Genomic DNA, 12,840 nt, shown 5'->3' on the forward strand with positions numbered 1-12,840 from the left:
GAGCATGACCTCTCCGCGACCTGGCGTCGAGGGCGCCGATGCCCGCCGCACCGCCGTGCCCGTCGCGAGCCCGTGGCGGGTCGCCTGGCGTGCCTGCGGCGCGGGCTTCCTCGTCTTCTGGGTGGTCGCGGTCGGGCTGGCCGCGCTGACGGCGGGCCCGGGCGCCGCGAGCTCCACCGCGGTGGGAGTGCTGTGGAGCGCCGGCATCCCGGCCGTGCTCGTGGGTGTTCCCGGAGCCGCCCTCGTCACCGCCCTGCTCGCGGCGCGGCCCGTGCCGGTCCAGGTGGCGGTCTTCGCGGCCGGCGGCCTGCTCGGCTCCCTCCTGCTGCCGGCGTGGGGTTCCACGCCGTCGTCCGTGGTCGCCGCCGTGGGTGGCGCCGCCGGTGGGCGCGCGTGGGTGGCGTGGCGGGACGTCCGACGACATGACGTGGACGGCTCGGCCGCGCAGGAGCCCGCGGACCGGACGGACGACTGGCGGTCTCCGCTCGTCTGGCTCGCGGCGACGCTCGGTCTCCTCCTCCTGCCCGCCTGGGCGGGCTTCGCCGCCATGATCTCGGCGGCGTCGTTCTTCGGGGAGCCCGGTGACCCGTCGGCCGCGGTGCCGTTCCTCTGGGCCGGCGCGATCGGCGCGGCGGTCTCCACGCTCGTCGTGTGTCTGGTCGGTGCGCGCGGCGGGCGGCGCGGGGGCCCGGTGGCCGGGCGTGTTCCCCTCGCGCTGTGGGGCGGACTCGTGACGCTGCTCCTCGCGCTCGTCGCGATCAGCCCGACCTGACGCCCGCCGTGTCGCGCGACACGGCGGGCCTGCGGCAGTTCTTCGGCACTCATCGACTTCCAGCCACCCTCGTGGCAGCATGGCGGAATGATCCACAAGGTCGCTGCCGTCGTCGTGCCGGGTGTCGCCCCCTTCGAGCTGGGCATCGCCTACGAGGTCTTCGGCATCGACCGCCGCGACACGGGCGGGCCGACCTTCGACTTCACGCTGTGCACGCCCGAGCCTGGGATGGTGGCCACGAAGGGCGGGTTCCCCGTCGGGGTCGATGCCGGGCTGGAGGCCGCCGACGAGGCCGACGTCGTCGTCGTGGTGGCCTACGACGTCATCGGCGCGGAGGCCGGACCCGGCCATCGAATCGACGTCCCGCCCGCCTATCTCGACGCCGTCCGGCGTGCCCACGCCCGCGGCGCCTGGATCCTCTCGCTGTGCTCCGGGGCCTTCGTGCTCGCCGCGGCCGGCCTGCTCGACGGCCGGCGGTGCACCACCCACTGGATGTTCGCCGACCGGCTCGCGGCCGCCGCGCCGCACGCCGACGTCGACCCCGACGTGCTGTTCGTCGACGACGACCGCATCATCACGAGCGCGGGCACCGCCGCCGGCATCGACGCGGCCCTGCACCTGGTGCGCACCGAGCTCGGCGGCGAGGCGGCGCGCTCGGTCGCCCGCCGGATGGTCGTCCCGCCGCAGCGTGACGGCGGGCAGGCGCAGTACGTCGTCGACCCGCTGCCGTGCGAGGCCGACTCCCTGTCGGACCTGCTCGCGTGGATGCGCGAGCACCTCGCGCTGCCGCACACCGTCGCCACGCTGGCACGGCGCGCCATGCTCTCCGAACGCACCTTCGCCCGGCGTTTCCGGGACGAGACCGGGGCCACCCCCGCCGCGTGGCTCGCCCGGCAACGGGTCGCCCGCGCCCAGGAGCTCCTGGAGTCCACCGAGGCGCCGGTCGACGAGATCGCCCGCCTCGTGGGGTTCGGCAGCGCCGCCGTCATGCGCCACCACTTCGCCCGGCGCCTCGGCACCAGCCCGGTGGCATACCGGCGGCGGTTCGCGGCGGTCGCCTCGTGAGGGTCCGACGGCGGCGGCCCGGTGCGCGTTCGTCGGTCGCCGTCAGCCCCGGGGAATGCGGCCCGGCCTCACGTCGTTGCACCGACCGTGGCCACGCTTGCACCTGCACGACCGAACGCCGTCGGACCTCCTGAACTAGGCTCGACGGTGATGACCGACGACACCGAGCGCACTCCGGGTGCGCAACCGACCGCGGACGAGATCGGCGAGGACACCGAGCGCGCCCCGGAGGAGACGACGGCGGACCGCGCCGCGCGCTTCGAGCGTGACGCCCTGCAGTACCTCGACCAGCTCTACTCCGCCGCGCTGCGCATGACCCGGAACCCCGCGGACGCCGAGGACCTGGTCCAGGAGACGTTCGCGAAGGCGTTCGCCGCCTTCCACCAGTACCGGCCGGGGACGAACCTCAAGGCCTGGCTGTACCGCATCCTGACCAACACGTTCATCAACAACTACCGCAAGAAGCAGCGGCAGCCGCAGCAGTCGCAGACCGACGACATCGAGGACTGGCAGATCGCCCGGGCGGCGACGCACACCTCGCAGGGGCTGCGGTCGGCCGAGGTCGAGGCGCTGGACCGGTTGCCCGACTCCGACGTCAAGCGGGCGCTCGCCGAGCTGCCCGAGGACCGCCGCATGGTGGTCTACTACGCCGACGTCGAGGGCTTCCCCTACAAGGAGATCGCCGAGATCATGGGAACACCGATCGGGACCGTGATGTCCCGCCTGCACCGAGGCCGGCGGCAGCTGCGTGAGCTGCTCGCCGACTACGCGGCCGACCGGGGCCTGACAGCAGCACGCGGAGGAGAGTCATGACCGGCGACATCACCCCCGTGCCGCACGAGCCCGCCGAGGGGGAGAGCGACTGCGAGCACGTGCTGACGCACCTGTACGAGTACCTCGACTCGGAGATGACGGCGGCCGACGAGCACCGCATGCGCGCGCACGTCGCGCACTGCTCGCCGTGCCTGGCCGAGCTCAGCCTCGAGGAGCTCGTCAAGAAGCTCGTCCGGCGCTCGTGCGCCGAGCAGGCGCCCGAGACGCTGCGGCTGCGCATCCGTGCGCAGATCCTCGCCACCGGCTGACACGCCTCGCGGGGACATGAAAGATGCAGGCCTCCTGTCGGGGAAGCCTGCATTTTTCATACCCACGGCGTGGGTCGGGCGGTGCCCGGTGGCGCCTCAGGCGTTGGGGCGCTTGCCGTGGTTGGCGGCCTTGCTCTTGCGGCCGCGCCGCTTGCTTCCGCGCTTGCTCATCATCGTCTCCTCAGGGGAAGGTTGACACGGGGTCGCTCTATGATCCCATACGGGCGATCTCGTCCGGCACCCTGGCATTCACGGAGGCAGCATGAGCACCGAGTCCTGGGCGGTCGCCGCCCCGCAGACCCTCGAGGTGGACCGGGCGTCCGCCGTGTCCGTCCGCCTCCAGGACGGCCGTGCCGACGTCGTCGCCGACGCCGCGGCGACCCGCACGACGCTCGAGGTGCTCGAGGTCGGGGCGAAGCCGTTGCAGGTGGTGCGCGAGGGCGACCGGCTCCGGATCGGCTACGAGCGCTCCAAGGTCGAGGCCTTCGTCGCCCGGGTGAAGGCGCTGGGCGACTCGGAACGCGCCGTCGTGCGACTCACGGTCCCCGCCGGGGTGAGCGTCGACGTCGGGACCACGGAGGCCGACATCGACGTCGTCGGCACCGCCGGGACCGTCGCCAAGACCGTGACCGGCACCATCAGGACGACGGACACCACGGGCTCGCTGTACGTGCGGTCCGTCTCCGGCGACGTCGCCGCGTCGGGGCACACCGGAGACGTCTCCGCCCAGGTGGTCTCCGCCGCGCTCGCGCTCGACGGGGCGCTCGGCAGGGTCTCCGCCAGCAGCGTCTCCGGGGCCGTGGTGGTCACCGCGCGGGGGACGGCCCCGATGCTCACCGCCAAGACGGTCTCCGGCGACGTCGCACTGCGGCTCGACGAGGGCACGCCCGTCAGCCTCAAGGTGCGCGGCGCCGCCGGGCAGGTGGTGCTCGACGGTGAGGTCCAGCCCTCCGCCACGCGGACCCTCGCCGTGGACCGCACGGAGACGGGCGCCGGTGCCGTCGCCTACCTCACGGCGAACGTCACCTCCGCGCGCGTCATCGTCTCGCGCGGCTGACCGTCCCGGCACCGCCGGCGGGGCTGGTCAGGTCGGGGCTGGTCAGGCCCCGTCGGAGTCGTTCGGCAGCCCCAGCCAGGAGTGCCATCCGGTGTGCAGCACGAGCCAGGCCATGAGGCCGTAGCCCGCCTGCCCCGGGTAGGTCGCCCCCGTGGTCGCGAGGTCGGCCAGCCACTGCTCGTGCTGGGCGAGGGGGGTGTACGTGTCCACGTACGGCACCCGGCGTCGGTTGGCGACGTCCGCGAACGCCGCCGACAGCTCGGCGATGCGGTCGCCGTCCTCCGGTCGCCCCGGCGGCGGCCCCACGACGAACGTCGCCAGCCGCCGGGAGTCCGCGACGTCGAGGACGTTCGCCAGGTTCAACCGCGACCGGGCGACGGACAGCCCGGCGGCCAGGTCGTGCCGGCCCAGCGCGACGACGAGCCGGTTGTCGTGGGTCGACTCCGGACCGAACCGCGGTTCCGTCTCCGCCTCCCAGCGGGCGCCGAGCTGCGACGTCGTCTCCCCGGGGACGGCGAGGACGAAGGACATCGCGGGCCGGTCGAACCGCGTCCGGGCCAGCACGCGGCCGGTCCAGCCCAGGGCGCGGGCGTCGCCGACGCCCACGCCGAGCTCGTCGCCCACCACACAGATGCGCACCTCGCGCTCCGTCACGAAACTTCACCACCCTGCCGTGTTGCCGTTGCGCCGCCATTGTTCCGTGCCCGGACGCGGCACCGCATGATCCCACGCCGGGCCGGGGCCGTCAGCGCAGCGTGGCACCCCAGCGCACCGTGTGCGACCCGCCCGGCGGCAGGTGCACGAGCCGGTCGCCCGAGTTGAAGGCGTCGGCGTAGCAGCTCATCGGCTCCGCGGCGAGCCCGAACCGGCGGTGCCCCTCGATGTGGTCGGCCGAGCAGACCTGCCAGCAGTCCATCGAGTCGTCCATCCAGATCGCCGGGGTCGTGCCGTCCGGGCAGCCCAGCAGGCACCACGACATCCCGTCCGCGTCCCGCGTGGCTCCGACCCAGGCGTCGTCCAGGTCGAGGCCGGCCAGCGAGCGCGTCGCGCGCAGGTCGTGGTCGCCGTGGACGGGCTCGACGCCGGTGGGCAGCAGGCGCTCGTCGACCGTCACGTGCTCCGTCGCGTCGAGCCGGACCGTGCAGGCGTCGAGGTCCGCGCCACCCGTGGACAGCCACGGGTGGAACCCGATGCCGTAGGGCGCCGTGCCCTGGCCGACGTTGCGGGTCGTCACGCGCACCTCCAGGCCGTGGGTCGCGTCGAGCGAGTACCGGACCTGGCTGGTCAGCTGGAAGGGCCAGCCCTTCTGGGCGGGCAGTGCCAGCTCGAGCGTGACGGCGTCCTCGGCGACCTCGACGGCGGTCCAGCGGTACCAGCAGCCCAGACCGTGCAGGGCGGTGCCACGGTCCGGCTCGCTGAGCGCGAGCTGGTAGGTCTCACCGTCGGCCGTGTAGCGGCCGTCGCGCAGCCGGTTCGGCCAGGGCAGCAGCACGGCGGCGTTGAAGACGGGGGCGGGTTCGTCCTCGGCGAACGGGACGAAGACGTCCCGGCCACCCACGGTGTACTCGCGCACCATCGCCCCGACCTCGGTGATCGTGGCGGCGTGCGGCCCGGCGGCGATGCGGTGCTGGGTGCCCGACGGCGCCGGTGGCGCGGCGGGGAGAGAGGTCGTGTTCACGATCACACCGTAGTCGCCGCGCCGAGGGGCCGTGTCCCGCGTACCGTGTGGTGGTCACGTCAGAGGGGGAGAGTCTCTATGGATCAGCGGGTGCTCGGCCGGACCCGGCGCATGGTGTCAGTCGTGGGACTGGGGACCTGGCAGCTCGGCGCCGACTGGGGCGAGGTGGGCGACGACGAGTCGCGTGCCGTCCTCGAGGCGTCGCTCGAGGCCGGTGTCACCTTCTACGACACGGCGGACGTCTACGGTGACGGCCGCAGCGAGCAGGCCTTGGGACGGTTCCTCGCGGACCACCCGGGCGAGGGGATCACGGTGGCGACCAAGATGGGTCGTCGCGCCGACCAGGTCCCCGAGAACTACGTGCTGGCGAACTTCCGGGAGTGGACCGACCGGTCGCGCCGGAACCTGGGCGTCGAGCGGCTCGACCTGGTCCAGCTGCACTGCCCGCCCACCGCGGTCTACTCCGACGACGAGGTCTACGACGCCCTCGACACGCTGGTGTCCGAGGGCGTGATCGCTGCCTACGGCGTCTCGGTGGAGACCGTCGACGAGGCGCTCACGGCGATCGCCCGGCCGGGTGTGGCGACGGTGCAGATCATCCTCAACGCGTTCCGCCACAAGCCCCTGGAGGAGGTCCTGCCGGCGGCCTCCGAGGCCGGCGTCGGGATCATCGCCCGCGTGCCGCTCGCGTCCGGGCTCCTGTCGGGCCGCTACACGAAGGACACCACCTTCGCGGCGGACGACCACCGGACGTTCAACCGTTCCGGCGAGGCCTTCGACGTCGGCGAGACGTTCTCCGGCGTCCCGTTCGAGGAGGGCGTCGAGGCCGCGACACGGTTCTCGCGGCTCGTGGAGTCCGCGCTCCAGCAGGAGCTCACCCCGGCGCAGGCCGCGCTGGCGTGGGTGTGGCAGCGGGCAGGCGTCTCGACGGTGATCCCGGGGGCCCGCAACCCGGAGCAGGCGCGTCTCAACGCGGCCGCCGGCGACGCCGAGGTGCTCGGTCCGCTGTTCGTCTCGGGTGTGCGGGAGCTGTACGACGAGCTCGTGCGCGAGCACGTCCACGACAGGTGGTAGACCGGTCCCGATGACGGACCACGAAGGCCCCGGTCGCGCCGAGCGCGCGACCGGGGCCTTCGTCGTGCGGGCCCTCAGCGGGTGAAGACCTGCTCCAGGAGCACGACCTGCTCCTCCTTGTGCCGCTTGGCGGTGCCCGCGGCGGTCGAGGCGGACGCCGGGCGGGAGATCACACCCACGCGCGGCATGTCCTCGGGCATCGCCAGGTGCAGGTACCACCAGGCGCCCTGGTTGCGCGGCTCGTCCTGGACCCACACCACCTCGGCACCGGGGTACTGGGCGAGCTGCTCGCGCAGCTGCTCCTCCGGGAACGGGTAGAGCTGCTCGAGGCGGATGATGGCCGTCGCCGTGTCGCCCCGCTCCTCACGCTCGGCGATCAGGTCGTAGTAGACGCGGCCGGTGCACAGGACGACACGCTCGACGGCGGACGGCGAGATCGTGCCGGCCGCGACGGCGGCGTCACCCAGGATCGGCTCGAACGTCCCCGAGGTGAAGTCCTCGACGCTCGAGGCGGCCGCCTTGAGCCGCAGTAGCTGCTTCGGCGTGAGCACGACGAGCGGGCGGCGCGGCCGGTCGTACGCCTGCCGACGCAGCAGGTGGAAGTAGGACGCCGGCGTCGAGGGCTGCGCCACCGTCATGTTCTCCTCCGCCGCGAGCTGCAGGAACCGCTCGATACGTGCCGACGAGTGGTCCGGGCCCTGGCCCTCGTAGCCGTGCGGCAGGAGCATGACCACCGAGGAGTTCTGCGCCCACTTCTGCTCGGCGGACGAGATGAACTCGTCGATCACCGTCTGGGCGCCGTTGACGAAGTCGCCGAACTGCGCCTCCCAGAGCACCAGGGCGTCGGGCCGCTCCACCGAGTAGCCGTACTCGAAGCCGAGGGCCGCGTACTCGCTCAGCGAGGAGTCGTACACCCAGAACTTGGCCTGGTCGCCCGACAGGTACAGCAGCGGCGTCCACTCCGCACCGGTGTGGTGGTCGTGCAGGACGGCGTGCCGCTGGACGAAGGTGCCACGGCGCGAGTCCTGCCCGGCCAGCCGCACCGGCGTGCCTTCCATGAGGAGCGACCCGAACGCGGCGAGCTCGCCGAAGCCCCAGTCGATGCCACCCTCCTTGGCCATGAGCTGGCGCCTCTCGAGCAGCTTGGCCAGCTTCGGGTGGACCGAGAATCCTTCGGGCGGGGCGACGTGCACGTCGCCGACGCGCTCGAGCACCGAGTGTGGGACCGACGTCTGCCAGCCGACCATCGTCCCGGCGTCCTCGCGCTGGGACTCCGGGCGCTCGAGGCCGGCGAACTCCTCGGCACCGTCGGGTGCGGTGTACCCGCTGTCCTTCGTCTCCGTGAAGACTCGCTCGAGCTGCGCCTGGTAGTCCTTGAGCGCCTGCTCGGCCTCCTCGACGGTGATGTCGCCGCGCGCCACGAGGTTCTTCGTGTACAGCTTGCGCACCGACTGCTTGGCCTCGATGAGCTTGGTCATCAGGGGCTGCGTCATCGAGGGGTCGTCCCCCTCGTTGTGCCCGCGACGGCGGTAGCACACCAGGTCGATGATGACGTCGCGGTCGAACTGCTCGCGGTACGCGAAGGCGAGCTCGGCCACGCGGACGCAGGCCTCCGGGTCGTCCCCGTTCACGTGCAGGACCGGGACCTGGTAACCCTTGGCCACGTCGGTGGAGTAGGTGGTCGAGCGCGACGACGTCGGACCCGTCGTGAAGCCCACCTGGTTGTTGATGACCACGTGGATGGTGCCGCCGGTGCGGTAGCCGCGCAGCTGGGCGAGGTTGAGCACCTCCGGCACGACACCCTGCCCGGCGAACGCGGCGTCACCGTGGATGAGGATCGGCAGGACGGAGAACCCGTCCCCGCCGAGGTCGATGCGGTCCTGCTTGGCGCGCACGATCCCCTCGAGGACCGGGTCCACCGCCTCGAGGTGGGAGGGGTTCGCCGCGAGGTAGACCTTGGTGGTCGCGCCGGACTCGGCGGTGAAGGTGCCCTCGGTGCCGAGGTGGTACTTCACGTCGCCCGAGCCCTGGACGGACTTCGGGTCGATCTGGCCCTCGAACTCCTTGAAGATCTGGCCGTAGCTCTTGCCGGCGATGTTCGCGAGCACGTTGAGCCGCCCACGGTGCGCCATGCCGATGCCGACCTCGTCGAGGCCGTTCTCCGCGGACTTCGACAGGATCGCGTCGAGCAGCGGGATCACCGACTCGCCGCCCTCGAGCGAGAAGCGCTTCTGGCCCACGTACTTGGTCTGCAGGAACGTCTCGAACGCCTCGGCGGAGTTCAGTCGGCGCAGGATGCGCAGCTGGTCCTCGCGCGGTGTGCGGGCGTAGCCGTGCTCGAGCCGGTCCTGCAGCCACTTGCGCTGCGCCGGGTCGGCGATGTGCATGTACTCGATGCCGATCGAGCGGCAGTACGAGTCGCGCAGGAGCCCGAGGGTGTCGCGCAGGGTCGCCTTCGGCGTGCCGCCGAACCCGCCCGTGGGGAACACCCGGTCGAGGTCCCACAGCGTGAGCCCGTGGTTCTGGATGTCCAGGTCCGGGTGCTTGCGCTGGCGGTAGGCGAGGGGGTCGGTGTCGGCCATCAGGTGGCCGCGCGAGCGGTACGAGTGGATGAGCTCGGCGATCTTGGCGGGCTTGGCGGCCTCGACCTCGGCGTCCACCGTGTTGTCACGGACCCAGCGCACGGGCTCGTACGGCACGCGCAGGGCCGCGAAGACGCGGTCGTAGAAGCCGTCCAGGCCGAGCAGCTTGCCCGACAGGATCTTGAGGAACTCGCCGGACTGCGCGCCCTGGATGATGCGGTGGTCGTAGGTCGAGGTGATCGTCATGACCTTCGAGACGCCCAGCCGCGCCAACCGCTCCTCGGAGGCGCCGGCGAACTCCGCCGGATAGTCCATGGCGCCGACGCCGATGATCGTGCCCTGGCCCTGCATGAGGCGCGGGACGGAGTGGACCGTCCCGATCCCGCCGGGGTTCGTCAGCGAGATGGTGGTCCCGGCGAAGTCGTCCATACCGAGCTTGCCGCCGCGGGCCTTGCGGACGAGCTCCTCGTACGCCGTCCAGAAGCCGGCGAAGTCCATCTCCTCGGCCTTCTTGATGCTGGGCACGAGGAGCTGGCGGGAGCCGTCGGGCTTGGCCAGGTCGATCGCCAGGCCGAAGCCGACGTGGGCCGGCTGCACGACGTGCGGCTTGCCGTCGGTCTCCTGGAAGTGCGCGTTCATCACCGGCATGTCGGCCAGCGCCTCGACGAGGGCGAAGCCGATGAGGTGCGTGAACGAGATCTTGCCGCCGCGACCACGCTTGAGGTGGTTGTTGATGACGATCCGGTTGTCCACCATGAGCTTGGCGGGCACGGCGCGGACCGAAGTCGCGGTCGGCACCGCGATCGACGACTCCATGTTCGTCACGACCCGGGCCGCCGGACCGCGGAGCTTCTGCACCTCGTCCGTGGCCTCGCCGTCGTCGTCCTTGGGCGCGGACCGGGCGACCTCGGCGTACGGGGCGGTGGAGGGGAGGGCCTCGGCGACCGGGGCGTCCGCCGGGGAGACCTCGGGATCGGCGGGGACCGGGGCGGGCTCGGACGGCTGGGAGGCCTCGGCGGCCGCCGTGCCGGACGCCGGCGACGCCGTCGTGGCCTCCTCGGTCTCCGCGGCCGGCGCCGCGGCGGACTGCCGCGCGGGCGTCTCGGAGGCGGGTGCCGTGGGCGCGGCCGAGCGCTCGCTGCCCCCGTCGGTGGACTCGTCCGGCGTGTAGTCGGCGAAGAAGTCCCACCACGCGGGGTCGACCGCGTTCTTGTCCTTCAGGTACTGCTCGTAGAGCTCGTCCACGAGCCACTCGTTGGCTCCGAACGACGCACTTCCGGCGTTGATCGACTCTGACCCTGCCTTGGGGGACACCACGCCCGGATCGCCCACTTTCCCACGTTGCTCGACTGCTTGGTCGAACAGCTCGGTCGAGCTGCTCTTTCGGCTCTGCACCCGTTGTCGGGCAGTTCCAGCCTATGCCCTCGGCGACCTTCACGGAGCCCGGAGTTCGGCCGTTCGGCGCCTCCGGAGGGCCTCTCTCACCGCAGCGTGGTGCCCCGGTAATACGGCAGTCAGGTGATGGCCGGGGTTGCTTCCCCCGGCGTCATGCACACCTCACGAACGCCGTGCCGCGGGCAACCGGTGTGATCGATCTCACCTGTCTACGCGGCCGACTCCGTCGTGACTCCGGGTGCCGGGCGCGCGACGGCCGGCAGGGCGACGCGCATCGTCGCCCCGGACTCCGTGTCGGCGACCTCGACGTGACCGCCGTGCAGGTCGACGGCCCACCGCACGATGGCGAGGCCGATGCCGGTCCCGCCGCTCGCGCTGGGCTGCGGCCGGACGTCGGTGGTGCCGCGCGCGAACCGCTCGAAGACGCGGTCGCGGTCCTCGGGGGCGATGCCCGGCCCCTCGTCGCCGACCTCGATGATCACGTGCTCGCCGTCCGGGTAGGCGTCCAGCCGGACCGTCCCGCCGTGGGGGGAGTGCCGGATCGCGTTCTGCAGCAGGTTGGTGACCACCTGGCGCAGCCGTTCGACGTCGGCCTCGAGCGGGAGGTCCTCGGGCGTGACGTCCACGACGTACGTCAGCCCCTTGGCGGCGTCGACCATCGACATCGCCTCGGCGCACTCCTCGAGGAAGTCGCCCACGGAGAACTCGGTCAGCATCAGGGCGGAGGCGCCGGCCTCGACGCGTGAGAGGTCGAGGAGGTAGGTGACGAGGCGGCTGAGCCGCTCGGTCTGCTCCAGCGAGAGCTCGAGGGACGACGCCGTCGGCTCGGTGACGCCGTCCACCATGTTCTCGAGCTGGGCCTGCAGCGCGGCCACCGGTGTGCGCAGCTCGTGCGAGACGTTCGCGATGAGGTCCCGGCGGATGTGGTCCGAGGCCTCCAGGTCGCGCGCCATCGTGTTGAACGCCTCGGCCAGCTGGCCGACCTCGTCCTGGCTGGTGGAGCGCACCCGGACGGAGTAGTCGCCGTCGGCCATCACCTGCGCGGCCGCCGTCATCTGCCGCAGCGGCGACGTCATGCCGCGGGCGAGGACCTGGGTGAGGAGCAGGGAGACGATGATCGCCAGGGGGAACGTCCGGCTGGGGCCGAGCTCGTTGCGCAGGCCCACCCACGTGATGACGACGGCCACCGTGACGCTCGCGACGACCAGCAGACCCAGCTTGACCTTGAGGGAGTGGACCGGGTCGAGCGGGCGGACGTCCGGCAGGCGGTGGTCGCGCCACCGCGTGCCGTCGTCGTGCGCACCACCCACGTCAGCCGGCCGGGGGTTCGAAGGCGTAGCCGACCCCGTGCACGGTCCGGATCAGGTCCGGGCCGAGCTTGCGACGCAGCGCCTTGATGTGGGAGTCGACCGTGCGCGTGCCGCTCGCGTCGGCCCAGTCCCAGACCTCGGCCAGGAGCTTCTCGCGGGTCTGCACCGTCTTGGGAGCGCTGGCGAGCATGACCAGCAGCTCGAACTCGGTCGGTGTGAGGTGCACCTCGTCGCCGGCCCGGTGCACCCGGCGCTGGGCACGGTCGATCGTGACGTCCCCGGCGACGAGCGGCGGGTCGGCGGGCGCCGCGGCCGCGGCCTGCGCGGCACGCTCGACCCGGCGCAGGAGAGCCTTGACGCGGGCGACGAGCTCGCGCATCGAGAACGGCTTGGTCATGTAGTCGTCGGCGCCGACGCCGAGGCCGATGAGCATGTCGGTCTCGTCGTCGCGTGCCGTCAGCATGAGGATGGGCGTGGGGTGGTCCGCCTGGATGCGGCGGCACACCTCCAGGCCGTCGATGCCCGGGAGCATGACGTCGAGGACCACCGCGTCGGGGTGGAGCCGGGCGGCGGCGTCCACGCCGGAGGTCCCGTCGCGGGCCACCTCGACCCGCCATCCTTCCGCGGACAGGCGCTGGGCGATCGCCGTCGCGATCGCCGGCTCGTCCTCGACGACGAGGACCGTGGCGTTCTGCTGGCCCTGTCCCGGGCTGGTCGCAGTGGTGGTCATGGTCCCATCTTGCACGCAAGACCTGGGTGTTCGCTGGGGTTGGGCTGGCGTGGCGGGACGGAGCACGACGACGGTCCGCCCGTCGGGATAGCATC

At 72.4% G+C, this 12,840-nt stretch carries 12 protein-coding genes; 6 read left to right on the top strand and 6 right to left on the bottom strand.

Features of this window, described 5'->3' with window-relative positions:
• Positions 1–4: 4 nt before the first annotated feature.
• The 4 genes from AC3RJ8_RS04925 to rsrA all read left to right on the top strand — a co-directional run bounded on the left by AC3RJ8_RS04925 (position 5) and on the right by rsrA (position 2,919).
• Positions 5–772, top strand: a complete 768-nt coding sequence (locus AC3RJ8_RS04925; RefSeq protein WP_489714822.1) for a hypothetical protein — start codon at positions 5–7, stop codon at positions 770–772.
• Between the two features lie 87 nt (positions 773–859).
• Positions 860–1,837, top strand: a complete 978-nt coding sequence (locus tag AC3RJ8_RS04930) for a helix-turn-helix domain-containing protein (RefSeq protein ID WP_489714823.1) — start codon at positions 860–862, stop codon at positions 1,835–1,837.
• Positions 1,838–1,924: 87 nt separating this feature from the next.
• Positions 1,925–2,650, top strand: coding sequence for a sigma-70 family RNA polymerase sigma factor (locus tag AC3RJ8_RS04935; protein ID WP_489714824.1), 726 nt, complete (start codon positions 1,925–1,927; stop codon positions 2,648–2,650).
• Complete coding sequence (gene rsrA / locus AC3RJ8_RS04940; protein WP_489714825.1) at positions 2,647–2,919, top strand: mycothiol system anti-sigma-R factor; 273 nt, start codon at positions 2,647–2,649, stop codon at positions 2,917–2,919. Before AC3RJ8_RS04935 ends, rsrA begins: the two co-directional genes overlap by 4 nt.
• A 96-nt stretch (positions 2,920–3,015) precedes the next feature.
• Here rsrA and AC3RJ8_RS04945 read toward each other — a convergent pair whose 3' ends face one another.
• Positions 3,016–3,090, bottom strand: a complete 75-nt coding sequence (locus AC3RJ8_RS04945) for a 50S ribosomal protein bL37 (RefSeq protein WP_402375911.1) — start codon at positions 3,088–3,090, stop codon at positions 3,016–3,018.
• Positions 3,091–3,181: 91 nt separating this feature from the next.
• Here AC3RJ8_RS04945 and AC3RJ8_RS04950 point away from each other — a divergent pair, with 91 nt between their 5' ends.
• Positions 3,182–3,976 carry a DUF4097 family beta strand repeat-containing protein gene (locus AC3RJ8_RS04950; RefSeq protein WP_489714826.1) on the top strand — a complete coding sequence of 265 codons (795 nt, stop codon included), beginning with the start codon at positions 3,182–3,184 and terminating at the stop codon, positions 3,974–3,976.
• Between the two features lie 42 nt (positions 3,977–4,018).
• Here AC3RJ8_RS04950 and AC3RJ8_RS04955 read toward each other — a convergent pair whose 3' ends face one another.
• On the bottom strand, positions 4,019–4,630 hold the full coding sequence (locus tag AC3RJ8_RS04955; protein WP_489714827.1) for a GDSL-type esterase/lipase family protein: 612 nt from the start codon (positions 4,628–4,630) through the stop codon (positions 4,019–4,021).
• 91 nt (positions 4,631–4,721) lie between these two features.
• On the bottom strand, positions 4,722–5,654 hold the full coding sequence (locus tag AC3RJ8_RS04960) for an aldose 1-epimerase family protein (RefSeq protein ID WP_489714828.1): 933 nt from the start codon (positions 5,652–5,654) through the stop codon (positions 4,722–4,724).
• 78 nt (positions 5,655–5,732) lie between these two features.
• Here AC3RJ8_RS04960 and AC3RJ8_RS04965 point away from each other — a divergent pair, with 78 nt between their 5' ends.
• The gene (locus AC3RJ8_RS04965; protein WP_489714829.1) at positions 5,733–6,728 is read left to right on the top strand and encodes an aldo/keto reductase; all 996 of its coding nucleotides are present in this window, start codon (positions 5,733–5,735) and stop codon (positions 6,726–6,728) included.
• Between the two features lie 74 nt (positions 6,729–6,802).
• Here the strand turns inward: AC3RJ8_RS04965 and AC3RJ8_RS04970 are convergent, their stop codons facing one another.
• The 3 genes from AC3RJ8_RS04970 to AC3RJ8_RS04980 all read right to left on the bottom strand — a co-directional run bounded on the left by AC3RJ8_RS04970 (position 6,803) and on the right by AC3RJ8_RS04980 (position 12,745).
• Positions 6,803–10,627 (bottom strand): multifunctional oxoglutarate decarboxylase/oxoglutarate dehydrogenase thiamine pyrophosphate-binding subunit/dihydrolipoyllysine-residue succinyltransferase subunit, encoded by a 3,825-nt coding sequence (locus AC3RJ8_RS04970; RefSeq protein WP_489715578.1) that lies wholly within the window; start codon positions 10,625–10,627, stop codon positions 6,803–6,805.
• A 287-nt stretch (positions 10,628–10,914) separates the two neighbouring features.
• Positions 10,915–12,015, bottom strand: coding sequence for a sensor histidine kinase (locus AC3RJ8_RS04975; RefSeq protein ID WP_489714830.1), 1,101 nt, complete (start codon positions 12,013–12,015; stop codon positions 10,915–10,917).
• Between the two features lies 1 nt (position 12,016).
• Entirely contained in the window at positions 12,017–12,745 is a 729-nt protein-coding gene (locus tag AC3RJ8_RS04980; protein ID WP_489714831.1) for a response regulator transcription factor, read from the bottom strand.
• Between the last annotated feature and the right edge of the window lie 95 nt (positions 12,746–12,840).

Source organism: Isoptericola sp. MSGPD8_1_ISO-PGPR-S23-394, assembly GCF_058072785.1.

Bases quoted from the DNA above. Each gene is read 5' to 3' on its own strand.
- AC3RJ8_RS04925 (WP_489714822.1), top strand. From the start codon at position 5: ATGACCTCTCCGCGACCTGGCGTCGAGGGCGCCGATGCCCGCCGCACC.
- AC3RJ8_RS04930 (WP_489714823.1), top strand. From the start codon at position 860: ATGATCCACAAGGTCGCTGCCGTCGTCGTGCCGGGTGTCGCCCCCTTC.
- rsrA (WP_489714825.1), top strand. From the start codon at position 2,647: ATGACCGGCGACATCACCCCCGTGCCGCACGAGCCCGCCGAGGGGGAG.
- AC3RJ8_RS04950 (WP_489714826.1), top strand. From the start codon at position 3,182: ATGAGCACCGAGTCCTGGGCGGTCGCCGCCCCGCAGACCCTCGAGGTG.
- AC3RJ8_RS04965 (WP_489714829.1), top strand. From the start codon at position 5,733: ATGGATCAGCGGGTGCTCGGCCGGACCCGGCGCATGGTGTCAGTCGTG.
- AC3RJ8_RS04980 (WP_489714831.1), bottom strand. From the start codon at position 12,745: ATGACCACCACTGCGACCAGCCCGGGACAGGGCCAGCAGAACGCCACG.